24 protein-coding genes and 1 pseudogene are annotated in these 26,370 nt (G+C 73.5%); 11 read left to right on the top strand and 14 right to left on the bottom strand.

The genetic code is table 11. The annotated features are described in order from the left end of the window. Nucleotides 1-4: 4 nt before the first annotated feature. The gene (locus Pdca_RS16060) at nt 5-1,090 is read left to right on the top strand and encodes a nitroreductase family protein (protein WP_085913826.1); all 1,086 of its coding nucleotides are present in this window, start codon (nt 5-7) and stop codon (nt 1,088-1,090) included. Next, entirely contained in the window at nt 1,078-2,640 is a 1,563-nt protein-coding gene (locus Pdca_RS16055) for a phenylacetate--CoA ligase family protein (protein ID WP_085913827.1), read from the top strand. Before Pdca_RS16060 ends, Pdca_RS16055 begins: the two co-directional genes overlap by 13 nt. A gap of 3 nt (nt 2,641-2,643) precedes the next feature. Here the strand turns inward: Pdca_RS16055 and Pdca_RS16050 are convergent, their stop codons facing one another. Beyond that, a complete protein-coding gene (locus tag Pdca_RS16050) occupies nt 2,644-3,393 on the bottom strand; it encodes an IclR family transcriptional regulator (RefSeq protein WP_085913828.1) in 750 nt (249 codons plus the stop codon). Nucleotides 3,394-3,465: 72 nt separating this feature from the next. On the opposite strand from Pdca_RS16050, the gene Pdca_RS16045 reads away from it, so the two are divergent. Beyond that, nucleotides 3,466-4,878 (top strand): acyl-CoA synthetase, encoded by a 1,413-nt coding sequence (locus tag Pdca_RS16045; protein ID WP_085913918.1) that lies wholly within the window; start codon nt 3,466-3,468, stop codon nt 4,876-4,878. 27 nt (nt 4,879-4,905) lie between these two features. On the opposite strand, the gene Pdca_RS16040 is transcribed toward Pdca_RS16045, so the two are convergent. Then, nucleotides 4,906-6,084 (bottom strand): acyl-CoA dehydrogenase family protein, encoded by a 1,179-nt coding sequence (locus tag Pdca_RS16040; protein ID WP_085913829.1) that lies wholly within the window; start codon nt 6,082-6,084, stop codon nt 4,906-4,908. A gap of 14 nt (nt 6,085-6,098) precedes the next feature. Then, nucleotides 6,099-6,923: an oxygenase MpaB family protein gene (locus Pdca_RS16035; RefSeq protein WP_085913830.1), complete on the bottom strand. Its 825-nt coding sequence runs from the start codon at nt 6,921-6,923 to the stop codon at nt 6,099-6,101. A 59-nt stretch (nt 6,924-6,982) separates the two neighbouring features. Between Pdca_RS16035 and Pdca_RS16030 the strand changes: the two genes are divergently transcribed. The 5 genes from Pdca_RS16030 to Pdca_RS16010 all read left to right on the top strand — a co-directional run bounded on the left by Pdca_RS16030 (nt 6,983) and on the right by Pdca_RS16010 (nt 10,903). Continuing rightward, nucleotides 6,983-7,213, top strand: coding sequence for a hypothetical protein (locus tag Pdca_RS16030; protein WP_085913831.1), 231 nt, complete (start codon nt 6,983-6,985; stop codon nt 7,211-7,213). 9 nt (nt 7,214-7,222) lie between these two features. After that, nucleotides 7,223-8,656, top strand: coding sequence for a glutamate decarboxylase (locus tag Pdca_RS16025; RefSeq protein ID WP_085913832.1), 1,434 nt, complete (start codon nt 7,223-7,225; stop codon nt 8,654-8,656). 166 nt (nt 8,657-8,822) lie between these two features. Then, complete coding sequence (locus Pdca_RS16020; protein WP_085913833.1) at nt 8,823-9,209, top strand: VOC family protein; 387 nt, start codon at nt 8,823-8,825, stop codon at nt 9,207-9,209. Between the two features lie 94 nt (nt 9,210-9,303). Continuing rightward, entirely contained in the window at nt 9,304-10,191 is an 888-nt protein-coding gene (locus tag Pdca_RS16015) for a hypothetical protein (RefSeq protein WP_085913834.1), read from the top strand. A 4-nt stretch (nt 10,192-10,195) separates the two neighbouring features. After that, nucleotides 10,196-10,903: an NUDIX hydrolase gene (locus tag Pdca_RS16010; protein WP_085913835.1), complete on the top strand. Its 708-nt coding sequence runs from the start codon at nt 10,196-10,198 to the stop codon at nt 10,901-10,903. 16 nt (nt 10,904-10,919) lie between these two features. Here the strand turns inward: Pdca_RS16010 and Pdca_RS16005 are convergent, their stop codons facing one another. The 5 genes from Pdca_RS16005 to Pdca_RS15985 all read right to left on the bottom strand — a co-directional run bounded on the left by Pdca_RS16005 (nt 10,920) and on the right by Pdca_RS15985 (nt 15,229). Continuing rightward, nucleotides 10,920-11,732 (bottom strand): ABC transporter ATP-binding protein, encoded by an 813-nt coding sequence (locus Pdca_RS16005; RefSeq protein WP_085913836.1) that lies wholly within the window; start codon nt 11,730-11,732, stop codon nt 10,920-10,922. Between the two features lie 2 nt (nt 11,733-11,734). Continuing rightward, nucleotides 11,735-12,514 (bottom strand): ABC transporter permease, encoded by a 780-nt coding sequence (locus Pdca_RS16000; RefSeq protein ID WP_085913837.1) that lies wholly within the window; start codon nt 12,512-12,514, stop codon nt 11,735-11,737. Continuing rightward, nucleotides 12,511-13,356: an ABC transporter permease gene (locus tag Pdca_RS15995; RefSeq protein ID WP_085913838.1), complete on the bottom strand. Its 846-nt coding sequence runs from the start codon at nt 13,354-13,356 to the stop codon at nt 12,511-12,513. The genes Pdca_RS16000 and Pdca_RS15995 overlap by 4 nt, the downstream gene beginning before the upstream one ends. After that, complete coding sequence (locus tag Pdca_RS15990) at nt 13,353-14,318, bottom strand: ABC transporter substrate-binding protein (protein ID WP_197719995.1); 966 nt, start codon at nt 14,316-14,318, stop codon at nt 13,353-13,355. Before Pdca_RS15990 ends, Pdca_RS15995 begins: the two co-directional genes overlap by 4 nt. A 143-nt stretch (nt 14,319-14,461) precedes the next feature. Beyond that, complete coding sequence (locus tag Pdca_RS15985) at nt 14,462-15,229, bottom strand: IclR family transcriptional regulator (RefSeq protein WP_085913840.1); 768 nt, start codon at nt 15,227-15,229, stop codon at nt 14,462-14,464. Nucleotides 15,230-15,344: 115 nt separating this feature from the next. Here Pdca_RS15985 and Pdca_RS15980 point away from each other — a divergent pair, with 115 nt between their 5' ends. Continuing rightward, entirely contained in the window at nt 15,345-17,012 is a 1,668-nt protein-coding gene (locus Pdca_RS15980) for a thiamine pyrophosphate-binding protein (protein WP_232021592.1), read from the top strand. Here Pdca_RS15980 and Pdca_RS15975 read toward each other — a convergent pair. Then, nucleotides 17,006-17,773 (bottom strand): IclR family transcriptional regulator, encoded by a 768-nt coding sequence (locus Pdca_RS15975; protein WP_085913841.1) that lies wholly within the window; start codon nt 17,771-17,773, stop codon nt 17,006-17,008. The genes Pdca_RS15980 and Pdca_RS15975 overlap by 7 nt on opposite strands. A 93-nt stretch (nt 17,774-17,866) precedes the next feature. Here Pdca_RS15975 and Pdca_RS15970 point away from each other — a divergent pair, with 93 nt between their 5' ends. Together Pdca_RS15970 and Pdca_RS15965 are read left to right on the top strand one after the other, a co-directional pair. Continuing rightward, nucleotides 17,867-18,901 carry a PDR/VanB family oxidoreductase gene (locus Pdca_RS15970; protein ID WP_445009133.1) on the top strand — a complete coding sequence of 345 codons (1,035 nt, stop codon included), beginning with the start codon at nt 17,867-17,869 and terminating at the stop codon, nt 18,899-18,901. 25 nt (nt 18,902-18,926) lie between these two features. Further along, nucleotides 18,927-20,177, top strand: a complete 1,251-nt coding sequence (locus Pdca_RS15965) for a cytochrome P450 (RefSeq protein ID WP_428842061.1) — start codon at nt 18,927-18,929, stop codon at nt 20,175-20,177. Between the two features lie 55 nt (nt 20,178-20,232). On the opposite strand, the gene Pdca_RS15960 is transcribed toward Pdca_RS15965, so the two are convergent. The 5 genes and pseudogenes from Pdca_RS15960 to egtA form a co-directional block, all read right to left on the bottom strand. Continuing rightward, on the bottom strand, nt 20,233-21,744 hold the full coding sequence (locus Pdca_RS15960) for a serine hydrolase domain-containing protein (RefSeq protein ID WP_085913842.1): 1,512 nt from the start codon (nt 21,742-21,744) through the stop codon (nt 20,233-20,235). Nucleotides 21,745-21,781: 37 nt separating this feature from the next. Continuing rightward, nucleotides 21,782-22,803 (bottom strand): annotated as a pseudogene (gene egtD / locus Pdca_RS15955) (L-histidine N(alpha)-methyltransferase). Continuing rightward, on the bottom strand, nt 22,800-23,558 hold the full coding sequence (egtC, locus tag Pdca_RS15950; RefSeq protein ID WP_085913844.1) for an ergothioneine biosynthesis protein EgtC: 759 nt from the start codon (nt 23,556-23,558) through the stop codon (nt 22,800-22,802). Before egtC ends, egtD begins: the two are co-directional and overlap by 4 nt. A 2-nt stretch (nt 23,559-23,560) precedes the next feature. Beyond that, nucleotides 23,561-24,958, bottom strand: a complete 1,398-nt coding sequence (gene egtB / locus Pdca_RS15945; protein WP_085913845.1) for an ergothioneine biosynthesis protein EgtB — start codon at nt 24,956-24,958, stop codon at nt 23,561-23,563. Then, nucleotides 24,955-26,361: an ergothioneine biosynthesis glutamate--cysteine ligase EgtA gene (gene egtA / locus Pdca_RS15940; RefSeq protein WP_232021591.1), complete on the bottom strand. Its 1,407-nt coding sequence runs from the start codon at nt 26,359-26,361 to the stop codon at nt 24,955-24,957. The genes egtB and egtA overlap by 4 nt, the downstream gene beginning before the upstream one ends. Nucleotides 26,362-26,370 lie beyond the last annotated feature (9 nt).

Below are 26,370 nucleotides of genomic sequence, written 5' to 3'. Positions count from 1 at the left end.
GGTCATGCCCACCCCACCCCCGGGTCCGTGGCCGTACCTCCTCGACGAGGCCCGCGCGTACCCGTCACCGCACAACTCGCAGCCGATCGTCGTCCGGGTGCTCGACGCGGGCCGCGCCGAGCTCCTCTACGACCTCGAGCGCGGACTGCCCGCGGAGAACTTCGGGATCCCGTTCGGGCAGGTCTGCGCGGGCGTCTACGTCGAGTCGCTGGCGACGGTCGCCGCCCCGCACGGCTGGTCGGTGACCGCCGAGCTGCGCGACGAGGGCCTCGACTTCGACGCGGACGCCCACCACCAGCCGCTCGGCACCGTCGAGCTCACCCGCACCGCGATCACCCCGCAGGCGCAGGCCGATCTCGCCGCCTTCCGCCGCCGGCGCACCTCGCGACGGCCGTACCGGAGCCTGCCGGTCGATCCGGCGGTGCTCGCCGAGGCCGGCGCGATCGCCGCGGCCGCCGGCCACGACTTCGGGCACACCGACCGGCGGGAGCTGGTCGACCGGATCGTCCGGATCAACCAGGAGACCCTGTTCGACGACCTGCGCAACGACGCCGTGCACGCCGAGATCCTGGCCTGGCTCCGTACCTCCGACCGGGCCGCCGAGGCGACCCGCGACGGGCTGTCCGCGCGCACCCTGCTGCTGCCCGGCCCGCTGCTCGGCTTCGCGATGCGGCACCGCGGCATGTGGGACCTGCCGCTGGCCGGCCCGCTGCTGCGCAGGATCTACCTGAACACCATGCGCGGGGTACGCGAGCTCGGCTGGCTCACCGGGCCGTTCGCCTCCCCTCTCGACCACGTCGAGGCAGGACGGGTGTTCCTGCGGATCTGGCTGGCGTTCACCAGGGCCGGGGTGTACCTGCACCCGTTCGGCACGGTGATCACCAACCCCCGTTCGCACGCCGCCTTCACCGACGCCGCCGGGATCGACGCCCAGGGGGCGGATACCGAGGCGGACGGGGAGGCGGACGGCGAGCGCATGGCCTGGATGCTCTTCCGCTACGGGCACAGCGCGGAACCACCCCGCGCGCTGCGCCGCGAACTGTCCGAGATGCTCCTCGACCGGGACGGAGTCACGCCATGGGACCGCTGACCTGGCTGCAGGAGACCGTCGTCGATCTGCTGGCCCGCCGGCCGGGCACGCACCGGCTGCTGCTCGCGCCGGGGTTCGAGCCGCTGCGCAGGCGACTGGGTGAGCGCCGGGCGTACCGCACCTTCGAGCGCAGCGCCCGGCTCGTCCCGGCCTACCGGAGCTTCCTCGCCGAGCACGGCGCACCGCGCCGATTGCCGCGCGACCCGCGGCGGGCGGTCGAGGCGTTCGCGGCGCTGCCGGTGATGGACAAGGACTCCTACATCCGGCCCTACTCCATCGCCGATCGCTGTGTGCGCGGCCGGATCCCGCGCCGCGGTGTGGTCGTCGACGAGTCGTCGGGATCGTCCGGGGTGCCGACGAGCTGGGTGCGCGGGCCGGTGGAGCGGCGCGCCTCCCGGGAGCTGCTGCGGGTCGGGTTCCTGCGCACCGCGGCCGGGCTGCGCAAGCAGCCGTTCGTGATCAACGCGTTCTCCCTCGGCGCCTGGGCGACCGGCATGAACGTCTCCGCAGCGCTGACCGGCGTCGCCGTCGTCAAGTCGGTCGGGCCGGACCCCGACAAGATCATCAACACCATGCGCGAGTTCGGGCCGGACTTCACCTACGTGATCACCGGCTACCCGCCGTTCCTCAAGGGGCTGTTCGACGACGACCGGCTCGACTGGTCCGCCTACGACATCGTCTGCGCGTTCGGCGGGGAGGGCATCAGCGAGGGCATGCGGGACCGGATCCTGCGTACCGCGCACTCGGTGATCGGCGCCTACGGGGCCAGCGACCTGGAGATCTCGATCGCCACCGAGACCGAGTTCACGATCGCGCTGCGCCGGGCGATCGCCGCCGATCCGGCGCTGTCGGCGGAGCTGACCCGCCAGGACGACTACGGCGTGCTCCCGAACATCTTCCAGTTCAACCCCTACGCCTACCTGATCGAGACCAGCGACGACGGCGAGCTGCTGATCACCCTCACCCGGCCGCAGAACCTCAGCCCGCGGATCCGCTACAACATCCACGACCGCGGGCACGTGCTGGCGATCCGGGACGTGCTGCCGGTACTGCGCCGTCACGGCCTGACCGACGTGCTCGACGCCCGGCTGCTCGATCTGCCGCTGCTGTTCCAGTACGGCCGCTCCGACTCCTCGGTGGACTTCAACGGCGCGGTGGTGCCGCCGGACGGCCTGCGCGACGCCGTCAGCGCCGATCCGGAACTGCTCGACGCGGTCGAGAACCACCGGCTGGTGTCCTACGAGGACGACGCGGGCGACCGCAGGCTGCACCTGGCCCTGCAGCTCGCGCCGGACCGCGACATCGCCGACCGGACCGACGCCGCGCGCCGGCTCCTGCGGGCGCTGCGCCGGTCCAACGCCGACCTGCACAACGCGATCCGCACCTGCGCCGCCGGGACCGAACCGACGGTCGGGTTCTACCCGCACCGGAGCGGCGTGTTCGCCGACGACGGCGCGACGCTCAAGAACAGCTACGTCCGGTTCCTCGACGCCGACGGGGCCCGCACCGCAGGCATCGACATCCAGTTCACCGCCGAGCGAGCCGGCTGAGCCTCACAGCCGGGAGCCCAGCTCGCGGGAGATCCGGCGTGCGGCGTCGGCCGCGGCCCGGCCGTGCCGGTCGAACACCTCCTCGGTCATCCGGACGGTCGGCCCGGACACCGACAGGGCGCCGGCCGGGCGGCCGTCCGGCCCGAGGATCGCGGCACCGACCGCCGCGATCCCCTCGCTGAGGCCCTCCGGATTGACCGACCAGCCCCGGGCCCGGACCTCGGCGAGCCGGGCCCGCAGGGTGTCGGCGTCGGTGACCGTCCACGGCGTGCTCGGCGCCAGGTCGCTGCCCGTGAGATAGGCCTCGACGACGGCGTCGGTGCAGGCCGCGAGATAAGCCTGGCCGGTGGCCGAGGCGTTCAACGGGAGCCGGTGCCCGAGCGCCAGGAACGCGCGCAACCGGTGCGCGGTGTCGAGACGCTCGACCAGGACCAGCTCGCGGCCGTCCGGAGCGGCCAGGTGCACCGTCTCGCCCGAGGTCAGCTGCAGCTCGTGCAGCACCGGCAGCGCGCGTTCGCGCAGCTCACCGGCATCGCGGGCCTGGTTCCCGACGGCGAACGCGCGGTAGGTCAGCGACCAGCGCGAGGCCTCGTCGGCCCGGCACCAGCCCACCTCGGCCAGCGTCAGCAGGGTGCGCTGCACGGTGCTCTTCGGCAGCCCCACTCCCCTGGCCAGCTCGGAGAGTCCGACCGGCTGCTGCTCCCCCACGGCCTCCAGCACCCGGATCGCCGAGACCACGCTGTTCGTCGTCATCCCTTGACCCCTCCGAAGGAGCGACATAACGTCCGATTGAACGGTCCACTGTACAGACCAATGTGCCACCTGATGGACCGACCGACAAGGCCGGAGAGATCGTTGCTGCTCACCTCACTCACCGACAGCCAGGACCTCGAGCGCGCCGTCACCGTCGGCGAGGAGACACTGTCCCGGTCCGAGCTGGTGGACCGGGCGGGCCGGTTCGCCGCCGGGATCCCGGACGACGGGCCGGTCGCGGTGCACGCGACGGCCTCCATGGACACCGTCGTCGCGATCACCGGCTGCCTGCTCGCCGGGGTGCCGGTGGTGCCGGTGCCGCCGGACTCCGGCCCCGCCGAGCTCGGGCACCTGCTGCGCGACTCGGGCGCGACGTCCTGGTCGGGCGAGCGGCCCGACGGGATCGATCTCCCGGCCGTCGTGCCGGGCACCGCCGCGGTGTCGCCGCGCGAGACCGATCCCGAGGCGACCGCGATGCTGCTCTACACCTCCGGCACGACAGGGGCGCCGAAGGGCGCGCAGCTCTCCGGCCGGGCGATCGCGGCCGGGCTGGACGGCCTGATCGAGGTCTGGGACTGGACCCCGGACGACACCGTCGCGCACGGGCTGCCGCTGTTCCACGTGCACGGCCTGATCCTCGGTGTGCTCGGCTCGCTGCGGCTGGGCTCGCGGGTGGTGCACACGGTGAAGCCGCAGCCCGCCCGGTACGCCGCCGCGGGCGCGTCGATGTACTTCGGCGTACCGACCGTGTGGAACCGGATCGTCGATGACCCGGCCTCGGCGAAGGCACTCGGCGGGGCCCGGCTGCTGGTGTCGGGCAGCGCACCGCTGCCGGCCTCGCTGTTCGAGCGGATCGCCGGTCTGACCGGGCAGGCACCGGTGGAGCGCTACGGCATGACCGAGACCATGATCACGCTCAGCGCGCACGCCGCCGGCGAGCGCCGGGCCGGCTGGGTGGGGCTGCCCGTCCCCGGTGCGCAGACCCGGCTGCGGCCCGCCGACGACGGAGCGGGCGAGACCGTCCCGGACGACGGCGAGACCGTCGGCCGGCTGGAGGTCCGCGGGCCGATGCTGTTCTCCGGCTACCTCAACCGCCCGGACGCGAACGCCGAGACCAGCACCGGCGACGGCTGGTTCCGCACCGGCGATCTCGCCGTCCGCGACCCGGGCGGGTTCCACCGGATCGTCGGCCGGGAGTCCACCGACCTGATCAAGTCCGGCGGGTACCGGATCGGCTCCGGCGAGATCGAGGCGGTGCTGATGGATCATCCGGCCGTCGCCGAGTGCGCCGTCGTCGGGGCGGCCGATCCCGATCTCGGGCAGAAGATCGTCGCCTACGTCGTCGGCGAGGGCACCGGCCAGGCGCTGATCGACCACGTGGCCTCGCAGCTGTCCTGGCACAAGCGCCCGCGCGAGGTGGTGTTCGTCGAGGCGCTGCCGCGCAACCCGATGGGCAAGGTGCAGAAGAAGCTGCTGGGCAGCTGACCGCCCGGCGCCCAGCAGCTCGGTGGCTCAGTAGCTGCGTGGGAGGCCGAGGACCTGGGTGCCGATGTGGGCGAGCACCAGCTCCTCGGCCACCGGGATGTTGCGGGCGATCCGGGCGTCGCGGAACAGCCGCTCCACCGGGTACTCCTTCGAGTAGGCCATCCCGCCGAAGGTCTGGAACGCCCGCTCGGCCGCTTCCCAGCCGACCTGCGCGCCGGTGAGCTTGGCGATGTTGGTCTCGGCGTGGCACGGCAGGTCGTTGTCGAACAGCCAGGCCGCCTTGTAGGTCATCAGCCTGCCCAGCTCGGCCTTCGCCTTGATCTGCGCCAGCGGGAACTGGATGGCCTGGTTGGCGCCGATCGGGCGGCCGAACACGACCCGCTCGTTCGCGTACCGGACCGCGACGTCGAGCGCGGCGTCGGCGGTGCCCACCCCGCCCGCGGCGGCCAGGATCCGCTCCGGGTTGAGCACGTCCCACAGCACGGCGAAGCCGTGGTCGACCTCGCCGATCACGTTCGCGGCGGGCACCCGGACCCCGTCGAGGAAGACCTGGCTGGAGGTCACGACGTTCGAACCCATCTTCGGGATCGGCGTCCAGCGCAGCGTGCCGGCCTCGGCTGCCTGCTTCACGTCGATGAGGAACAGCGTGAAACCCGACGTGCGGGGCTTGGCGTCCCCGGCGGGCACGGTCCGGGTCACCGCGATCATCCAGTCCGCGTTCTCCAGCCCGGAGATCCAGATCTTCTGCCCGTCGAGCACGAAGTCGTCGCCGTCCCGCACGGCCCGGGTCCGGATCGACAGCGCGTCGCTGCCTGCGTCGGGCTCGGTGAGGCCGAGGCAGAACTGCACGTCGCCCGCGGCCAGCCCGGGCAGCAGCGCCCGCTTCTGCTCCTCGGTGCCGTGCCGGGTCAGCGTGGTCGCACCGAAGCCGGGGGTCAGGATGTAGAGGAAGATCCCGCCGGTGCCGCCCGACGCGGCCAGCGTCTCGCAGGCGACGGCCAGCTCCAGCATCCCCTGCCCACCGCCGCCGTACTCCTCGGGGACGGTCAGGCCCAGCCAGCCGCCGTCGGCGAGATCGCGCCACGCCTCCCACGGGAACCGGTGCTCCTCCTCCAGCCGGGACCAGTAGGCGTGGTCGTAGCGCGCGCCGATGGCGCGGACCCCCTCCTGCACGGCCTGCGCGGTGTCGGGGAGCGTGAAGTCCATCGTGGCGGTTCCTCTCAGACCAGCGGGCGGCCGATCCGGCGACGCAGCCGGAGATCGGCCAGGAAGGCGTTGTAGGGCAACCGGCGCAGCGTCGGCGGGAGCCGGAACAACCGGTCGCCGGTGCGGCGCAGGCGACTCTCGAACTCGCGCCGGTCGGCGTCGGACCACGGCAGGTCCAGCATGCTCCGGAACGGCTCGTGCAGGAACCCGGTGGTGAGCCGGCGGCTGCGTTCGCGGCCGATCCGGCCGGCCCGGCCCAGGTACTCGCGGTCCAGCAGCCGCTCGAAGTAGCGGCGCATCTCGTCGTCGATCGACACCTGCGCCAGCCCGGCGGTCCAGTACTCCTCGAACGCCGCGCGATCGGCCGGCCACTGCTCGGGGCGCACCTGCAGCGTGCTGCCGAGCACCACGCACTCGCGGTAGACGTGATCGGGCAGCCAGGTTCCCGGCCGGCCGGTGAGCAGCCCCCAGGTGTCCTCGAACGCCCGGTAGAGGCAGGCGGCCACCCAGAGCTGCAGGTTGCGGTCCATCGCGTGGTACTCGACGGGGCTGTCCGGGGTGGAGCGCACCTGCGCGTGCGAGCGGTTGACGGCGTGCCGGTAGGCCCGCCGCTCGTCGTCGGTGCCGAGCAGGGCGACACCGAGGTAGGTGTTCGTGGTGCGGAACCGGTGCAGCGGATGCTCGAACAGGTTGCCGCTGTGCACCCGGCTCTCCCGGACCCCGTGCCCGACCGGCGGGAGCGACAGCTCCATGATCACGTTCGCCGTCGCGGACAGCAGGACGGGCGCGAGCACGAGCTCGCGGGCCGTGTCCGGGCGGCGGGCGGTGGTCACCGTCATCGAACCCCTTCGATCAATCTGAGAACAACCGTACTCAGGAGTACCCGCGCCACGGCCGGGTGCTGTTCGGACCGGATCTCGCGGCCCGGCACGAGGAGTGGGCGCGCCTGTTCGTGACGCTGTTCGCCCGTCGTCAGCAGGAGCCGGACGATCTGGTCGCCTCGTTCGCCGTCGGTGGTCTCGCCCGGGTGCTCGGCAACTGGCTCTCGGGCGATCTGGCGCTCCCGCGCGACGAGCTGGTCGACCGGTGCACCGGTCTGCTGCTCGCCGTGCAGCGTTCCAGGGTCTAGCTTCGCGCCATGCCCGGTGCACACTCGCCCTCGGAGGATCACGGCCACGAACGCGGTGTTCCGGTGAATCCGGTCTTCGCCGCCGAGCCGGTCGACATCCCGCGGTTCACGATCCCCGACGGGGGCCTCGATCCCGAGGTGGCCTACCAGGTCGTGCACGACGAGCTGATGCTCGACGGGAACGCGCGGCTCAACCTCGCCACCTTCGTCACCACCTGGGCGGAGCCGCAGGCCGAACGGCTGATGGCCGAGTCGCTCGACAAGAACATGATCGACAAGGACGAGTACCCGCGCACCGCCGACCTGGAGCAGCGGTGCGTGCGGATGCTCGCCGATCTCTGGAACGCCCCCGATCCCGGCCGCGCGATCGGCTGCTCGACCACCGGGTCGTCGGAGGCCTGCATGCTCGGCGGGCTCGCGCTCAAGCGGCGCTGGCAGCACCGCCGCCGGGCGGCCGGGCAGCCGGTGCAGCGGCCGAACATCGTGATGGGGATCAACGTCCAGATCTGCTGGGACAAGTTCGCCGACTACTTCGAGGTGGAGCCGCGACTGGTGCCGATGTCCGGCGACCGGTTGCACCTGGGCGTCGACGAGGCACTGGCGCTGTGCGACGAGAACACGATCGGTGTGGTCGCCGTCCTCGGCTCCACCTTCGACGGCAGCTACGAGCCGGTCGAGGCGCTCTGCGCGGCGCTCGACGACCTGCAGGAGCGGACCGGGCTCGATGTCCCGGTGCACGTCGACGGCGCGTCCGGCGCGATGGTCGCCCCGTTCTGCGATCCGGACCTGGTGTGGGACTTCCGGCTGGCGCGGGTTGCCTCGATCAACACCTCCGGGCACAAGTACGGGCTGGTGCACCCCGGCGTCGGCTGGGCGGTGTGGCGCGACACCGCGGCGCTGCCGGAGGACCTGGTGTTCCGGGTGAACTACCTGGGCGGGGACATGCCGACGTTCGCGCTGAACTTCTCCCGCCCCGGCGGCCAGGTGATCGCGCAGTACTACCAGTTCCTGCGACTCGGCCGGGACGGCTACACCCGGGTGCAGAGCACCTGCCGGGCGATCGCGACCGGGCTGGCACACCGGATCGAGGCGACCGGCGCGTTCCGGCTGCTCACCGACGGATCGCAGCTCCCGGTGTTCGCCTTCACCGTCGCCGAGGGCGAGCCGTTCTCGGTGTTCGACGTCTCGGCGGCGCTGCGGGAGAGCGGCTGGCTGGTACCGGCCTACACCTTCCCGGCCGACCGGCAGGATCTCGCGGCGCTGCGGATCGTGGTGCGCAACGGGTTCAGCCACGATCTGGCCGGGCTGCTGCTCGACGATCTCCGGCGGGTGCTGGAGCGGCTGCGCCGCCAGGCCGCCCCGGTGCGCGGGGCGGAGAGCGCCGGGTTCGCGCACGGAACGCGGTCGGCACCGGCGGCGGAGCGCTGCCGTTCTCAGCCTTGAACGTGTTGCGACGGGGCACTAACCTCCCCGGTGCGCCCCCGATGGGCCCAGCCGGAAGGAGCACGAACCCGCCGACGCCACGCGTCGGCCACCCGCACGGGCCCGCGGGCGCAGCGCTCCTTCACGTCTCCCCGTGGTGCCCGCACCCCACCTCGTGAGGAGATCCATGCCCGCCACCTTCAACCACACCATCGTCGCCGCCCGGGACCGCTCGGAGTCGGCTGCCTTCCTGCGCCGGGTCCTCGAGGCGTCGGACGCCCCGTCCTGGGGGCCGTTCACCAACCTCTCGCTGGACGGCGGCGTGCTGATCCAGTTCGCCGATCTGCCGGCCGACAGGTTTCCCGAGATCGCGCCCCAGCACTACGCCTTCCTGGTCGACGACGCGCTGTTCGACCGGGCGTACGCCCGGCTGGTCGACGACGGCGTCGAGCACTGGGCGGATCCGCAGATGCAGCAGCCCGGCGAGATCAACCACGGGCACGGCGGCCGCGGGGTCTACTTCCGCGACCCGGCCGGGCACTTCCTGGAGCTGATCACCAGACCGTACGTCTGAGTCCCGGCCATGATCCGCGTCCTGGGAGTCCTGCGTGCTCGCACGAGCCCCGGCACTCCCAGGACACGGATCATGGACAGGGCATGCTGTCGTCATGGCTGTTCCCGTGCTCGCCGGCGCCCTGGACCGCGGCACCCGACTGTTCTGGCGTGCGACCGGGCACCGGGTCGACCTGACCGGTGAGCACCGCTGGCTGGCCGCGCCGATGCACGCCGGGCCGACGGTCGGCGACGGCTGGCTCGCCGCCGCGGCCGCCGAGGCGGGCGGGGAGGTCCGCGCCGATGTCCCCGGCGCCGGGCTGCTCGCCGATCTCGGCGCGCTCGACGGGCCGGGCTTCTCGGCGGCCACGGTGCATCCCGAGGTGCGCGGGTTCTACGAGCACACCGCGGACTGGCGGATGGAGGTATGGGCCCAGTGGAGTCCGCTCGCGCAGCCGGCCGGGGACCTGCTCGCCCGCCTCTTCGGACGCCGGGTGCAGCAGCTCGCGCTGCCCGTGCGCCCGCTCGACGTCGCGCACGGCATGGACAGCCGGGTCGTGCTGATCACCGGGCAGGACGGGCGCCAGGTGTCGGCGGGCTGGCTGCGGACGCTGCGCCCGGACGGCGGTTACGTCTACAGCGGCTGCTACTCGACCCGGCTGCTCCCCGGCGCCACCCGGCCGAGCGTGCACGTCGCGTTCCCGCTCGACCAGGGCAACGTCCAGGTCTTCCTGGAGCCCCGCACCGGCCCGGACCGCACCCTGGAGCTGGTCTCGCCGCCCGGCCGGTTCGGGACCGACGGCGCGTACGTCGTGGTCCGCGACGGCGGCGCCACCTACGCCGCACGGGTCCCGATCCACGAGCACTTCCGGCTGTACGTCGACGGCGAGGGGGTGCTGCGTACCGACCACCGCCTCGACCTGTGGTCGATGACCGCGCTGCGGCTGCACTACAAGCTCACCCGCGGCGACTCCGGTACAGGGCGGCCGGGTGGAGGACACTGATCGGGTGAGCTCCTCCTGCGCGGCCGATCCCGCGATCGCACGAGCCCGCCACTGGCTGGACGCGACCCGCGTCCACCCGGACCGGGCCCCCGGCTGGATGCACCCGTTGCTGCGCGGTCTGGACACGGCCGGGCCCGCCGACATCAGCGCCAACGATCTGGCACCCGACGGGATCGCGGCCCGCCAGTCCGCGGTGCTGGTCCTGCTGTCCGGCGGACCGGACGGCCCCGAGGTCGTCCTGCAACGACGGGCCCGCCGGCTGCGCCACCACTCCGGCGAGATCAGCTTCCCGGGCGGGCGCCGCGACGAGGGCGATCACGACCCGGTCGCGACCGCACTGCGGGAGGCCCAGGAGGAGACCGGCCTCGATCCGTCCACCGTGGACGTCGTCGCGACGTTCCCGCGGCTGGTGCTGCTCACCGGGTTCCACGTCACGGCCGTGCTCGGGCACTGGACCGCCCGCAGCACGCTGAGCGCCGCCGATCCGGCGGAGACCGAGGCGGTGCTGCAGGTCCCGCTGGCCACCCTGGCCGAGCCCGCCCACCGGTTCCGGATGCGGGCCGGTGGCGGGGCATGGCGCGGGCCCGCGTTCCGGATCGGCGACGACGTGGTGTGGGGCTACACCGGCGAGGTGCTCGACACGGTGCTGCGGATGGGCGGCTGGCACCGGGACTGGCCCCCCGGCCCCGAGCAGGACTGGGAGGACCTGTAGCCCGATCGGCCCTGGCTCAGCGCCGGCCCTGCTTCGCCTGCTGCACCAGCTCGTACACCCGGCCGCGCAGCTCCGCGAACCGGGACGTCCCGCGGGTGCCGAGCTGATCGCGTTCGGCGGGCAGGTCGATCGGCACGTCGGCCAGCACCACGGTCGGCGCGTGCGAGAGCACCAGCACCCGCTGGCCGAGGTAGACCGCCTCCTCGATGTCGTGGGTCACGAACAGCACGGTGACGCCGAGCCGCTTCCAGAGATCGCGGACCAGGTCCTCCAGCTCGGCCCGGGTCTGCGCGTCGACCGCGGCGAACGGCTCGTCCATGATCAGCAGCCGCGGCTCGTAGGCGATCGCCCTGGCGATCGCGACCCGCTGCTGCATGCCCCCGGACAGCTCGTAGGGGTGCTTCTCCCCCGCCTCGCCCAGGCCGACGGCGTCGAGCGAGGTCTCGACGAGCCGGATCCGCTCGGCCTTGGGCAGCCCCTTCTCGCGGAGCGGGAGATCCACGTTCTGCCGGACGGTCAGCCAGGGGAACAGGCTGCGCCCGTACTCCTGGAACACCACGGCCATCCCGGGCGGCGGCTCGGTGACCGGGGTCCCCTCCAGCGCGACGTCGCCGGAGGTGGCACCGAGCAGCCCGGCGATGCACTTGAGCAGCGTCGTCTTGCCCGCACCCGAGGGGCCGACGATGCAGAGCAGCTCCCCCGGCGCGATGTCGAAGGTCAGGTCCCGGATCGCCTCGGTCTCCCGGCCGGCCCCGTAGTAGATCTTGCGCAGCCCGTTCACGGCCAGGATCGGCTCGGTCGGTGGCGCTGCGGAGGTCGTGGAGGTCATGCTCAGCCCTTCTCCCGGTCGGCCCGGCGCGCCCCGTCGTACCACGCGAGCGCACGGGACTCGACGAGACGGAAGATCATCGACAGCAGCACCCCGATCAGGCCGAGCAGGATGATCCCGCTCCACATCTCGGGGATCGCGAACTGCCGCTGGAACTGCACGATGGTGAAGCCGAGGCCGTTGCTCGCCGCGAACATCTCGGAGATGACCATCAGGATGATCGCGATGGACAGCGACTGCCGGGCGCCGGCCGCGATCTGCGGGCTCGCCGCGGGCAGGATCAGCCTGCGCAGCCGGGTGAGCGGGCGCAGCCGGTAGACCCGGGCCGTGTCGCGCTGCACCTCGTCCACCCCGCGTACGCCCTCGACGGTGTTGAGCAGCACCGGCCACAGTGCACCGGAGACGATGACGACGACCTTCATCCCGTCGCCGATGCCGGCGAACAGGATGATGATCGGCACCAGGATCGGCGGCGGCAGGGCGCGGAAGAACTCCAGCGCCGGTTCGAGCAGCAGCCGCAGCCGCCGGAACGAACCGATCGCGATCCCGGCCCCGATCCCGATCACCAGCGCGAGGGTGTAGCCCACCAGGAGCCTGCCCATGCTGGGCAGCACGTCCTGGCCGAACCGGCCCTCGAACCAGGTGCCGGGGAACGCGGTGAGGATCGACTGCAGCGAGGGCCAGTAGAAGTTGCTGCTGCCCGCGGTCGCGATCCACCAGATCGCGACCAGCACCAGCGGGAGCCCCAGCACCCGCAGGGTGGAGCGCAGTGCGCCGGTCATGCCGCCACCTCCCGCCGGACGGACGGGTGCCACCGCAGCGCGCGCCGCTCGACGAGTCGCGCGCCGAGATTGACCAGCACCCCGATCGCGCCGGTGACCAGCACCAGCGCGTACATGACCTCGACCGCGCCGGAGCTCTGGGCCACCGCGATCTCGCGGCCGAGGCCGGGCGAGCCGATGATCAGCTCACCGGTCACCTCCAGGATCAGCGCCACCGCGGCCGCCAGCCGGAAGCCGGTCATGACGTAGGGCAGGGCCGTCGGCCAGACGACCGTGCGGACCCGGGTCCACGGCCGGAACCGGTAGGAGCGCGCCGTCTCGCGCGCCACCGGGTCGACGTCGGCGACCCCGTACAGCACCTGGACCAGTACCTGCCAGAACGCGGCGTAGACGACGAGCAGCAGGGTGGATCGCATGTCGGTGCCGAACATCAGCACTGCCAGCGGGATCAGCGCGACCGACGGGATCGGGCGCAGGAACTCGATGGTCGAGCTCGTCACCGCGCGCAGCATCGCGGTCGTCCCGATGACGATGCCGACCGCGGTCCCGGCGACCAGTGCGATGGCCAGGCCGGTCCCCCAGCCGAGCAGCGTCGATCCCAGCGCCGACCAGAACGCGGGCTCGGCCGCCTGCCTGCCGAGCTCGGCCAGCATCGCGCTGATCGGCGGCAGGTAGCGGGAGTCGACCAGCCCGGTCCGCGGGAACAGCTCGGCGACCACGACGAGACCGGCGATGCCGATGACACCGAGCAGCGGGTCGATCCGGGAGCCCCGGCGCGGCGGGGGCACCGGTGCGGCCGTTCCGGTGCCGGGCGGCGACAGGCCGGTGACCGAGCTGGTCACGACTGCGGCAGGACCATCGAGGCGGCGTCGAACGGCGCGTCGATGATCTCGAAGCGGTGCATCAGATCCGCGATCCGCTGCACCTGGGCGGTCTCGAGCTCGATCTCGAAGCGGGGCATCTCGATCTGTTCGACGACCTCGGCGGGCACCTGGGTGTAGCTCGGCACCAGCTCGACCAGCCGCTCCCGGTCGTCCTGCAGCTCGCCGGCCGACGCGGTCAGCGCCCGGCTGAAGCTCGCGATCGCCTCCGGGTTCTCCTGGGCGTACTGCTCGGTGGTCAGCCAGCCGGCCACCGGCATGTCCGCGGAGGCACCGGAGAACAGCGGGAACAGCTCGCGGGCACCACCGGCCAGCGCGCTGGCCCGGAACGGCTCGACCTGCCAGATCGCGTCGACGTCACCACGGTCCAGGGCGGCCTGCATCTCCGGCAGCGGCAGCTCGACGAACCGGATGCTCGCCGGATCGACGCCGACACCTTCGAGGTGGGTCTGCACACCGACGGTGCCGATGTTCTCCAGGTTGTTCACCGCGACCGAGCCACCCGCCAGGTCGGTGGGCTCCCGCATCGGCGAGTCCTGGGCGACCATGATGCCGTGGTCGGTGTTCCCGATGTCGTTGCCCGCCACGAACCGCACCGGGAGTCCCTGCTGCGCCGCCAGGATCGCCGAGGTGTAGTTGCCGTAGGTGATGTCGTACTCACCCGCCATCAGCGACGGGATCGCCTGCGCGCCACCGGCGGTCTGCATCAACTCGACCTGCATGCCCTCGGCCTCGAACGCCCCGCCCTGATCGGCGTGCACCACCGAGGCGGTGTGTACGAGCGGGAAGTAGCCGATCCGGACCGGGTCGTCGGCACCGCCGGTCCCGGCACCTCCGCCGGACCCGCATGCGGAGACCGCGAGCGCGGTGGCCGCGGTGAGCGCGAGGGCGCCCAGCCCGCGGCGTGAGAGACGGTGAAACAAGATCGTGTCCCCTTTTCGACGTCGTCGTCGGGACGGCGCCGGCGATGCCGCCCGGCCGTCCGTGGTGGTGCCGGGGAGCATGGTCGACTCCCCTCCGGGGTCGACACAGAACTTTCAATCAATGAGATTGATACTGAAGACTCTCATCGAGTGGGTTCGGCGTGCGCTCGTCGCAGCACGAGTCCGATCTCCATCGCGGCAGCGCGCAGGGCGGGCAGGAAGCCGAAGACCCGGTCGTCGTTGGGCACGATCACCGAGAGCGCGGCGACCGGTGCTCCGTCGACGTCACGCACCGGGACGGCGAGGCCGCAGGCCGGGTTCTCCACCCAGCCCGGCGAGGTCACGAAGCCGTTGCGCCGTGCCTCGGCCAGCGCGGACCGCAGCCGGTCCGGATCGCCGATCGTCCGGCGGGTGTAGGTCGGCAACGGCCTGCCCAGCGCCTCCTCCTGACGCTCCGGATCGGCGTGTGCGAGCAGCAGCACCCCGGGGGCGGTCGCGGTCGCGGGCATCCGGCCGGCGACCCGGGACAGGTTCACCACCGCGTCCGGAGCCGACAGCCGCTCCAGGAACAGGATGTCCATCCCCTCCAGGACGCTGAGCTGCGCGTGATGCCCGACCAGGTTGGTCAGGTCCTTCAGGAACGGCAGCGCCACCTGGCGCAGGGAGAGCGTCGGCGACGCCCGCAGGCCCAGCTCCCACAGCCGCAGGCCGATCTGCACCGTCCGGCCCGGGCCGCGGGAGAGCAGGCCGTGCCCGGTCAGCTCGGCCACCAGCCGCGACGTCGTCGAGATGTGCAGCTCGGCCCGCCGGGCGATCTCCGAGACGCTCAGCGTGGTCTCACCGGGTGAGAAGGCCTCGAAGATCCGGACGGCACGGGCGAGCACCGACTCCCCCGTCGGAGTGCGTGACACGTCGGCGATTCTGGCACGCGCATTCCCGTCGAATGAAACTCCGCTGTTCCGCCGGGCCGGGCGCCGCGCACCATCGACCGGACGTACAACGGTCGACGAGGCGGGGAGTGACCAGGTGGGATCGGACGAGCAGGTGGCCGCGGCGATCGGCCGCAGGCTGGCGGAACTCGGCGTGGCGGACGTGTTCGGCGTGGTCGGGAGCGGCAACTTCCACGTGACGAACGCACTGATCGCGGGCGGAGCGCGGTTCGTGGCCGCGCGGCACGAGGCCGGCGCGACGGTGATGGCCGACGCGCACTCGCGGGTCACCGGCAGGCCGGCCGTGGTCTCGGTACATCAGGGGCCCGGCCTGACGAATGCGGTGACCGGGATCGTCGAGGCGGCGAAGAGCCGGACCCCGCTGCTGGTGCTCACCGGCGCGACCGCGCTGCCCGACGTGACCAGCAACTTCGTGCTGGACCAGACCGCGCTGATGCGCGCGGCGGGTGCGATCGTGGAGACGATCACGACACCGGCCACCGCGGTGGGCGAGGCGGTCCGCGCCTACCGGCGGGCCCGGGAGGGCCACACGGTGGTCCTGCAGCTCCCGCTGGACGTGCAGGACGCGCCGTGCCCACCGGACGGCGACGTCCCCGGGCCGCCCGAGGTGCTGATCGAGGCGGAACCGGCGGCGGACGCGGTCACCCGGCTCGCGGACCTGCTCGCCGGCGCCCGGCGGCCGGTGCTGCTGGGCGGGCGCGGCGCACGGTACGCGCGCGGCCCGATCGAGGAGCTCGCCGATGCCACCGGTGCGCTGCTCGCCACCTCGGCGGTGGCCCGCGGGCTGTTCGCGGGCAACCCGTGGAGCATGGACGTCTCCGGTGGCTTCGCCACGCCGACCGCGGCGGAGTTGCTGGGTGATGCCGATCTGCTGGTGTCCTTCGGCGCCTCGCTGAACCAGTGGACGACCCGGGGCGGCTCGCTCCCGGGCCCGGACACGACCGTCGTCCAGGTCGACCGGGATCCGGAGGCGGTCGGGGTGCACCGCCGGGTCGATCTCGGGGTGGTCGGCGACACCGGTCGCACGGCCCGCGCGCTGGTGGCCGAGCTGGCGCGGCGCGGCGGCGCACCGTCCGCGCAGCGCACCCCCGAGCTGAAGGCCCGGATCGCGGGCAGCCGCTGGCGCGACGTGCCCTACACCGACACCGGCACGGCCGCCGGCAACGGCAACGGGGCCCTCGTCGATCCGCGGACCGTGACGATCGCGGTGGACGATCTGCTGCCCGCCGACCGGACCCTCGCGGTGGACGGCGGCAACTTCGTCGGCTACCCGAGCATGTTCGTCGACGTCGTGCAGGACGGCTTCGTCATGCCGCTGGCCTTCCAGTCGATCGGCCTCGGGCTGGCCGCCGGGATCGGCGCCGCGATCGCCCGGCCGGACCGGGTGACCCTCGCCGCGGTCGGCGACGGCGGCTTCATGATGAGCCTGGTCGAGCTCGACACCGCCGTCCGCGCCCGGCTGCCGCTGGTGGTCCTGATCTACGACGACGCCGCCTACGGTGCGGAGGTCCAGCACTTCGGCCCGTCCGGGTATCCGACCGGACTGGTCGAGTTCCCGGACACCGATCTCGCGGCGATCGCCCGCGGCTTCGGTTGCGACGCCGCCGTGGTGCGCACGGTGCCGGACGTGACCGAGGCCGTCACCGGCTGGCTGGCCGGTCCGCGGGACCGGCCGCTGGTGCTCGACGCGAAGATCACCGCGTTCCCCAGCTGGGTGCTCGCGCACTCGTTCGAGGATCACTGACCGGACGGCGCACGCCCGGCAGCGAGCGTGCGCCCGATCCCCCGGGCGGCGGCCAGCAGAACCGGCACATGGGTCTGTGCGCGGCCGTCGTTCGGGACGATCACCGACAGCGCGGCGACCACCTCGCTCAGCGCGCCGCGGACCGGGACCGCGACCCCGGCCGCGTCCGGGTGCAGGTGACCGGGCAGCACCGCGTAACCGGTCCGCCGCACGGCGGCCAGCGCCGCGCGCAGCGCCTCCGGCGTGGCGGCGCTCTGCGGTGTGTAGCGCTCCAGCGGTCCGGCGAGCACCCGCTCCTGCAGCTCACGCGGCGCGTGTGCGAGCAGCACCTGCCCGGACGAGGAGAGGTGCAGCGGGATCCGGCCGGCGATCCGGCTGTAGTTGATGATCGAGTCGCGGGCGGAGAGGCGTTCGACGAACAGCACGTCGGTGCCGTCCAGCACGCCCAGCTGGGTGTGCTGGCCGACGACGGCGTGCACGTCCTCCAGGTAGGGCTGGGCCGCGTCGCGCAGCGACATGGTCGGCGAGGCGCGTGCCGCCAGCTCCCACAGCCGGACGCCGACCCGCACCTCACGCTGCGGGCCGCGCTCCAGCAGGCCGTGTGTGACGAGCTCGGCCACCAGCCGGGACGCCGTCGCCACGTGCAGTCCGCTGCGGCGGGCGATCTCGGAGACCCGCAGCTCCGGCTCGTCGGGGGTGAAGGCGGCGATCACCCGCACCGCGCGGGCCAGCGACGACTCGCCGGTGGCGGCTCGGGACACGGCACGATCCTGGCAGGTTTCTCGTCCATTGAGAAGGTGCTACGCCGGTGGCCGGTCGGCGGCGGAACCTGATGCCGACGACGAGGAGGTCGGGTGAGCGAGACCCAGCTGAGCGGGACCGAGAAGACTGCGACGAGCGGGGTGGCCGGAGCGGTCACCACGGCCGGGGTGGGCACGGGGACGGCCGCGGAGGCCAGCATGCTGCGGGTCGCGGCGAAGCGGGCGCGGGCCGATGGCGTGGTGGAGCTGGAGCTGGTCGGGCCCCCCGGGCGGCGGCTGCGGGACTGGGCGCCCGGAGCGCACATCGACCTGCAGCTCCCGAACGGCGCGACCCGCCAGTACTCGCTGTGCGGGGACCGCTGGGACCCGCTCCGCTACCGGGTGGCGGTGCTGCGCGAGCCGGACGGCCGCGGCGGCTCGGCCGCCGTGCACGACCAGCTCGCGGTGGGCGACGAGATCGGCGTCGGCGGGCCCCGCAACAACTTCCCACTGGTGCCCTCCGAGCAGTACCTGTTCGTCGCCGGCGGGATCGGGATCACCCCGCTGCTGCCGATGGTCGTGCAGGCCGACCTGCTCGGCGCCGACTGGCGGCTGCTCTACGGCGGCCGGAGCCGCACCTCGATGGCGTACCTGGACGAGCTGGCCGGTTACGGCGACCGGGTCGTCGTCGCCCCGCAGGACGAGTCCGGGCTGCTCGACCTGCCCGGGTTCCTCGGGACACCGCGGTCCGGCGTCCGGGTGTACGCGTGCGGACCGGCCCCGCTGCTCGACGCGATGGAGACGGCCTGTGCGGACTGGCCGGAGCACACCCTGCGCACCGAGCGGTTCGTCAGCGCGGAGCCGGCCGGCCCGGCGCGGCGCACCCCGTTCGACGTCGAACTGGCCCGCACCGGGGTGACGGTGCGGGTCGGTCCGGAGCGGACCGTGCTCGACGCCGTCGCCGAGGCCGGGGTGGACGTGCTGTCGTCGTGCCGCAGCGGGGTCTGCGGCACCTGCGAGACCGAGGTCCTGTCCGGAGATCCGGACCACCGCGACGCCCTGCTCACCGACCACGAGCGGGCGGCGGGCGACTGCATGTTCATCTGCGTGTCGCGCTCCCGCGGCGACCGGCTCGTGCTCGATCTCTGATCTCCCGACCAGCGGAGGAACCACCGTGACCAGTACATCCACCAGCACAGCCGGCAGCGCACCGAGCGGCACACCGGCCGGCCCCCCGGGAGCCGGCCTGCCGACCGACGACACCGACCCGTTCTCGCACGAGGTGCTGGAGAACCCGATCCCGTTCCACACCGCGCTGCGCGATGCCGGGCCGGTGGTGCACCTGACCCGGCACGACGTGTACGCGTTCGCCCGCTACGAGCAGGTGCACGCCGCACTGGTGGACTGGCAGGGCTTCCAGTCCGCGGCCGGGGTCGGCCTGTCCAACTTCCGCTACGAGAAGCCGTGGCGCCCGCCGAGCCTGCTGCTGGAGGCGGACCCGCCGCGGCACGACGCACCCCGCCGAGTGCTGAGCGCGGTGCTCGGCCCGCGCGCACTGCGCCGGCTGCGCGCGGGCTGGCTCGCCGACGCCGAGGCGCTCCTGGACGAGGTCCTGGCCGGTGGCGACGAGTTCGACGCGGTCCCCTCGCTCGCCGAGGCGTTCCCGCTGCGGGTGTTCCCGGACGCCGTCGGGATCGGGAAGCACGGCCGGGAGAACCTGCTGCCCTACGGCGATTTCCTGTTCAACGCGTTCGGCCCGCACAACGACCTGGTCGCCGCGGCGGCGCCGCGGGCCGGTGAGCTGGCGAGCTGGGTGAACGACCGGTGCGGCCGGGACGCGCTGAGCGACGACGGGTTCGGCGCCCGGATCTGGGCCGCCGCCGATCGCGGCGAGATCACCCACGAGCAGGCCCCGCTGGTCGTCCGCTCGCTGCTCTCGGCGGGCGTCGACACCACGGTGCACGCGCTGTCCGCGGTGCTCTACGCCATCGCCACCGCGCCGCAGGAGTGGGAGCGGCTACGCGCGCAGCCCTCGCTGGCCCGGGTCGCCTTCGACGAGGCGGTCCGCTGGGAGTCACCGGTGCAGACGTTCTTCCGGACCGCGACCACCGACGTCCGGGTGGCCGGCCACGTGATCCCGGAGGGAACGAAGATCCTGATGTTCCTCGGGTCCGCCAACCGGGACCCGCGCCGCTGGACCGACCCGGACGTCTTCGACCTGTCCCGCGATCCGTCCGGTCACGTCGGGTTCGGTATGGGCCTGCACCAGTGCGTCGGGCAGCACGTCGCCCGGCTGGAAGCGGAGGCGCTGCTCACCGCGCTCGCGTCGCGGGTGCGCACGATCGAGCTCGCCGGTCCGACCGTGCGTCACCACAACAACACTCTGCGAGCCTGGGAGTCGATGCCGCTGCGCGTCCGGCGGTGACCGGCGGGGCTCGCCGGACGGCCCGGTGCACCGCGTTCATCGGCATGGCCCGACGTTAGGCGCCCGCCCCGACGACCACCAGCGCACCTGCCATGCCGATGCCCAGCGCCAGCCCGAACGCGGTGTTCGCCCAGCGGACGGCGCCGCGGGTGCCGTCCCAGTCACGCCAGTGCGCCACCGCGACCCCGAGCCCCGCGCCGTAGGCCAGGCAGCCGAGCATCCAGCACAGCGCCAGCCACCAGGACACCCCGCCGCTCGCGTAGCCGATGGCGATGAAGAACAGCCCGCTGCCCGCGGTGCCGGCGAACTCGAGCCGGTTCACCCGGCTGCGGCCGGCCCAGCCACCGAGCGCCCCGGACAGCGTGGACAGGCCGCCGAGCAGCGGGAACAGCGTGCCGACCAGCACCGGGAGCCAGGTCCGGACGAGCTCGGCGCTGCCACCGCCGCCCGATCCGGTGAACGGCGACGGCACGTCCAGCAGCCGCACCGCGAGCGCGTCGACCGGACGCTCGGAGTTGCCGAACACGATCACCGCGTCGCCGGTCGCGGGTTCGGCCAACACCGTCGTCCAGGTCCCGGAGACCCCGCCGTTCTTCCACAGCAGGGTGCGTCCGCCGGCGTCGAGGACCTCCCAGCCGTAGCCGATCCGGCCGAGGTCGGAGTCGGCGCGGGGCTGCGCGGCGATCGCCACCGGCGAGGACGGGTCGGCCGTCGCCCCTGCGTAGCGGACCAGATCGTCGACGGTGGACCACACCCCGATGCCGGCGGGCGCGTCACCGTCGCCGAGCCAGACCGGCTGCGGCCGGCCGGCGAGATCGTGCGAGCGGGCCGCGCCGGGTGGTGGTGCGTCGAGCACCGCGGTCCCGGTCATCCCGAGCGGGCCGGCGACGATCTCGTCGACCAGTTGCGGGTACGGCGTCCCGGCCCGTTCGGCCAGCGCGTGCCCGAGCAACGCGCTGCCGAGGTTGGAGTAGTGGTGCTCGCCGCGCCCGGAGAGCTCGGCGCCCTCGGCCGCGGCGATGATGCCGGCGACGTCGTTGCCGTAGGGAGACGCGCCGACCGCACCACGGGCGAACTCGGAGATCCCGCCCGGCGTCCGGGGCAGCCCGGCGTGATGGGTCGCGAGCTCGGCGAGCGTGACGTCACCGGCGCCGCCGGCCCGCCACGGGTGGCCGGGCAGCAGATCGCGGACCCGCTCGTCGGCCCGAACGTCGCCGCGCCGCTCCAGCTCGGCGAGCACCGCACCGGTGAAGGTCTTGGTCACCGAGCCGATCTCGAACGGGGTGCCGGCACCGACCGGCGCGCCGTGTCCGTCGTCGCCGATCCCGGCCACCGTGACCCGCCCGTCCCGCACGACGGCGGCGACCAGCCCGTGCCGGCCCTCCCCCGCCTCGGCCCGCAGCTGCTCGGCCAGTGCCGGGTCGCCGGTGAACTGCGGTCCGGGCGTCGAGGGCACCGGGGCGAGCAGCCAGCCGAGCAGCCCGGCGACCAGCGCACCGGCCAGTGCGGCGGCGAGTGTCCGCCGGGTGCGGGCGGCGGGCGGGGACGAGGGACCGTCGACGACCATGCCCCTACGTTATTCCGGAATTACGGTCTCCGCTACTTCAGGCGGCGGTGAGCAGGCTCAGTGCGAACCTCTCGTCCGGGTCAATCCAGCGCCGGGTCGGCTCGAAACCGGCCGCCGTGACGAACTCGTCGACGACCTCGGTGCGGAACTTCGCGGAGATCTCGGTGGACATCTCCTCCCCCGCCAGGAAGGACACGTCCAGGTCCAGGTCCCGCACCCGGACCTGCATGTCCCGGGAGGCACGCAGCCGCATCTCGATCCACTCGTTCTCCGCGTCCCACAGCGCGACGTGTGAGAAGGCGTCCACCTCGAAGTTCGCGCCCAGCTCCCGGTTCAGCACGTAGAGCACGTTGCGGTTGAACTCCGCGGTGACGCCGGCCGCGTCGTCGTAGGCCGGCACCATCACCGCCGGATCGGTCGCCAGGCCGGTACCGAGCAGCAGCTGCTCGCCGGGCTCCAGCACCCCGCGCACGTGCGTCAGGAACTCGTGCCGCGGCCCGGGCAGCAGGTTCCCGATGGTCCCGCCCAGGAACGCGATCATGCGCTTGCCACCGGGGTCGGCGCCGGGCAGCCGGTCCAGATCCCGGGTGAAGTCGCCGACCACGCCGTGCAGCGCCAGCGCCGGGTACTCGCGGTGCAGCTCGTCGACGGCGCCGCGCAGCGCCGACTCGCTGACGTCCTGCGGTACGTACCGGCGCAGGGTCCCGGCCTCGGCGAACGCGTCGAGCAGCAGCCGGGTCTTCGTCGAGGATCCCGATCCGAGCTCGACGACGGTGTCCGCCCCGACGACCGCGCGATGTCGGCGACCGAGTCGATCAGCAGGGCCCGCTCGGTGCGGAACGGGTAGTACTCCGGCAGTTCGGTGATCTTCTCGAACAGCTCCGAGCCGCGGGTGTCGTAGAACCACTTCGGTGGCAGTTCCTTGGGCCGGGCCGTCAGGCCGCGGGCGACGTCGGAGCGCAGCGCGGCATCGGCGTCGGCATCGGTCAGGTGCACGTCGAGCTGGATCAGGCCGGGAGTGGACACACTGCTCCTCTTGTCGGTCACCCGCGGGCTCATGGCCCGGTCAGCGGGTACAGGTCGTGGTGCCCCGGTCGGGCCACCACCAGGTACCGGTCGGGCACCTGCGTCCAGTCGGGGAACTCGTGGGTCGGCTCGGACGCCACCGTGGCCTCGCCGCCGTCCCGGTCGTGCGTACGGACCGCGAGCGCGTGCCGCCAGGCGGTCGCCCAGATCGTGGCCCCGTCGGTGAGCAGCAGGTTGAGCCGTGAGTCCGGGGCGTCCCGCTCGACGGACGCGCAGGTGTCGGCGAGCACGTCGGCCGGATCCTCCCCGGTCCGCAGCCGGGCCCGCACCAGCGCCCACAGGATCGCCGAGTCGGTCGGCGCGTCCAGGGTCAGCAGGTCGGTCACCGGCAGCCGGGCCGCGGCGCCGGCCAGCGACCCCGGCCAGCCCCGGACGACGCCGTTGTGGCTGAACAGCCAGCGCCCGTCGGTGAAGGGCGCGGCCGCCGTCTCCACCACCGGCATGCCGACGGTGGCCGAGCGGACCGCCCCCAGCACGGCACCGGAGCGGGTCGCCGCGGCCAGCGCCGCGAACGAGGTGTCCGCCCACAGCGGCCGGGCCGAGCGGATCCGCGCCGGCTCGGCCGAGTCCGCCGGGTACCAGCCCGCGCCGAAACCGTCGGCGTTGATGGTGCCGCCGCCGCGCATGTCGGCCGGCGCGTAGGACTGCCGGAGCAGACCGTGCGGAGGTTCGAGCAGCACCTCCGCCAGCGTCCGCGGCGGCCCCAGGTGTGCCAGGTGCCGGCACATCGTCAGATGTCGGGGCCGGCGTCGCGGGCGAGCCGGAACCCGGAGAAGATCTGCCTGCGGATCGGATGGTCCCAGTTGCGGAACGTCGCCCGGACCGCCGACGGATCGGTGCCGAACGAGCCGCCGCGGAGCACCGCGTAGTCACCGCCGAAGAAGACCTCGGAGTACTCCGGGTACGGGAACATCCGGAACCCGGGATACGGGTGCCAGCCCGAGTCGCACCACTCCCAGACGTCGCCGAGCATCTGGTGCACGCCCAGCGCCGAGGCACCGCCCGGGTACGCCCCGACCGGCGCGGGCTGCAGGTGCCGCTGTCCCAGGTTCGCGTGTGCGGCGGTCGGCTCGTCGTCGCCCCACGGGAAACGCCGCGAGCGCCCGGTCACCGGATCGAACCGGGCGGCCTTCTCCCACTCCGCCTCGGTCGGCAACCGCTTCCCGGCCCAGCGGGCGAACGCCTGCGCCTCGTGGAACGTCACGTGCACGACCGGCTCGTCGGCCGGGACCGGCTCGACGGCACCGAACCGGCGCCGCCACCACGTCCCGTCGGTGTCGCGGGACCAGAACCGCGGCGCGCTCAGGTCCTCGGCGATCCGGTGCGCCCAGCCGGTGTCGGTCCACCAGCGGCGGTCGTCGTAGCCGCCGTCGTCGACGAACGCGGTGTACCGGCCGTTCGTGACCGGATAGGCGTCGATCACGAAGGCGGCCAGGTCGACGGTGTGCGCGGGCCGCTCGTTGTCCAGCGCCCACGGCTCGGCCGAGGTGCCCATCTCGAACGGGCCCGCCGGCACCGGCACCTCGGCCGCGGCGTCGACCGGCGCGGCCGGGCGCGGCGGCGCGGGGGCGTCGAGCACCCGGGCCCCGGAGCGGAGCTGGTGGGTGGCCAGCATGGTCTCGTCGTGCTGCTGCTCGTGCGCGACGATCATCCCGAAGGCGAAGCCGTCGCGCTCCAGCGGGCGCCCGCGCATCGGGCTGCGGTGCAGCACGTCGAGTGCCTTGTCCCGGACCTCGCCGACGTAGCGGCGCGCCTCCGCCGGGGTCAGCAGCGGCAGCTCCACCCGGGACGAGCGGGAGTGCTGGAACGCGTCGTAGAGGCCGTCGATCTCGGGCCGCAGTGGCTCCCGGCCGCCGACGTCGCGCACCAGCCACAGCTCCTCCTGGGAGCCGATGTGCGCGAGGTCCCAGACCAGCGGCGACATCAGCGGGGAGTGCTGTGCCTGCAGCTCGCCGTCGTCGAGATCGGTGAGCCGGGTGCTGCGCTCCCGGGAACGACCGAGCAGCGCGGCGACCCGCTCGCGCAGCTGCTCGGGGCTCTCCCCCGGCTCGGCGGGGCCGGTCCCGGGCCGGGACCGGGTCACGTCGGGCCGGGTCACGTCGGACTGGGTCAGGTCGGACTGGGTCATCTCACACCCTCCTCGATGCGTGAGCGGTTCCGGGCGGGATCCCCGGACGCGTCGGGTGCGACGTCGCCGAGGTACAGGCCCGGGGGGAACGGCACGGCCGTGGTCGCCGCCCCGTCGATCGTCCGGTCCTCCAGCGGGAACGTGTCGTCCGCCGGGCAGCGACCGCGCAGCACCCGGTGCTCGGTCACCTCGCGCAGCCGGGACAGCAGCGGCCCCGGCGCGTCGATCAGCGGGTGCCCGCCGTCGGACAGCACCGCGTGGGCGAGCGGGAACAGTTCCGCGGCGGCAGCGGCCAGTCCCGGATCCGCCAGTGCGTCGCGGGCCGCGGCCACCCAGTCGTCGCGGACCGGCTCGCAGATCTCGCGCACCCGGTCGACGACCGCGTCCGACGAGGTCAGCGCCAGCAGCACGGCCGTCGGCAGCGCCCAGTCGTCGCCGGGCTGGCCGTCGACGTAGCGCACCTCGAGGTGGCCGTGCGGCCGGACCGGCGGGAACAGCGTGGAGATGTGGTAGTCGAGATCCGCCTCCGTCGGCGGGCGCTCCAGGATGCCGTCGGGCACCCGCCCGGCGGCCCAGTCGGCGAATGTCACCCCGGGCGGGACCGACCAGGTCCCGGTGCCGCGCACGCACAGCAGCGGGGTGTCGACGACCCTGCGGGCCCAGGTCGCGGCCGGATCGGGGTCGGTCACCGGCGGTGGCGCGGTGCGGCCCGGGTCGAGGCTGAGCCAGCACGCCTGGCGCGACGACTTCCAGCCGGTGCGCCTGCCGTGCTGGACCGGGGAGTTCGCGAAGGCCGCGACCAGCACCGGGCCGAGCTCGTGCAGCACCGCCCAGCGCGCGGCGATCCGGTCGGCGGGCCCCGCGTCCAGGCACACCTGGACCGCGGCGGTCGAGCACATGCCGCTGCGCCCGTGCGGACCGACCCGGTCGAACACGGACTCCATCGCGGCGTACCGCGGGAGATCGAGCAGGCGCTGCGCCGGGCGGATCGGATCGGCGGCGCGGTCGTGCGGTGCCAGCCCGTACCGAGCGAGGAGGTGATGGAGATGGGCTGCGTCCGCGGTCACATCACCGACCAGCGGGAAGAGCCCGTCCGACGGCGGGCTGGAGATCTCGATCTGGCCACCGGGCTCGACGGTGACGATGCCCCCGGCCGGCAGCGGCCTGCCGTGCGAGGACGGGTTCAGGGCGGGTGGGGTGTGCGCGCCGAGCGCCGCGCGCAACAGGTCCAGGTCGACCGGCTCACCGGGCCGGTCCGGGTGGTGGAGCATCCACTCGATCTCGACGCCGACCAGGGCAGGAGGGCCGTGTTTGAAGCACACCGACGCGACGTAGGCCTCGGCCGCGGCTCTGCTCCGGAGCCGACCGTCCCCACGTGCGACGCTCTCGTCGTCCGCTGTCACCACGACGAC

The organism is Pseudonocardia autotrophica, assembly GCF_003945385.1.
Taxonomy (GTDB): domain Bacteria; phylum Actinomycetota; class Actinomycetes; order Mycobacteriales; family Pseudonocardiaceae; genus Pseudonocardia; species Pseudonocardia autotrophica.
This window is presented reverse-complemented; position numbering and strand designations above follow the sequence as displayed.

Coding starts and splice junctions, on each gene's coding strand:
- Pdca_RS16060 (WP_085913826.1), top strand. CDS start 5: ATGCCCACCCCACCCCCGGGTCCGTGGCCGTACCTCCTCGACGAGGCC.
- Pdca_RS16055 (WP_085913827.1), top strand. CDS start 1,078: ATGGGACCGCTGACCTGGCTGCAGGAGACCGTCGTCGATCTGCTGGCC.
- Pdca_RS16050 (WP_085913828.1), bottom strand. CDS start 3,393: ATGACGACGAACAGCGTGGTCTCGGCGATCCGGGTGCTGGAGGCCGTG.
- Pdca_RS16045 (WP_085913918.1), top strand. CDS start 3,466: ATGGACCGACCGACAAGGCCGGAGAGATCGTTGCTGCTCACCTCACTC.
- Pdca_RS16040 (WP_085913829.1), bottom strand. CDS start 6,084: ATGGACTTCACGCTCCCCGACACCGCGCAGGCCGTGCAGGAGGGGGTC.
- Pdca_RS16035 (WP_085913830.1), bottom strand. CDS start 6,923: ATGACGGTGACCACCGCCCGCCGCCCGGACACGGCCCGCGAGCTCGTG.
- Pdca_RS16025 (WP_085913832.1), top strand. CDS start 7,223: ATGCCCGGTGCACACTCGCCCTCGGAGGATCACGGCCACGAACGCGGT.
- Pdca_RS16020 (WP_085913833.1), top strand. CDS start 8,823: ATGCCCGCCACCTTCAACCACACCATCGTCGCCGCCCGGGACCGCTCG.
- Pdca_RS16015 (WP_085913834.1), top strand. CDS start 9,304: ATGGCTGTTCCCGTGCTCGCCGGCGCCCTGGACCGCGGCACCCGACTG.
- Pdca_RS16005 (WP_085913836.1), bottom strand. CDS start 11,732: ATGACCTCCACGACCTCCGCAGCGCCACCGACCGAGCCGATCCTGGCC.
- Pdca_RS16000 (WP_085913837.1), bottom strand. CDS start 12,514: ATGACCGGCGCACTGCGCTCCACCCTGCGGGTGCTGGGGCTCCCGCTG.
- Pdca_RS15960 (WP_085913842.1), bottom strand. CDS start 21,744: ATGGTCGTCGACGGTCCCTCGTCCCCGCCCGCCGCCCGCACCCGGCGG.
- egtC (WP_085913844.1), bottom strand. CDS start 23,558: ATGTGCCGGCACCTGGCACACCTGGGGCCGCCGCGGACGCTGGCGGAG.
- egtB (WP_085913845.1), bottom strand. CDS start 24,958: ATGACCCAGTCCGACCTGACCCAGTCCGACGTGACCCGGCCCGACGTG.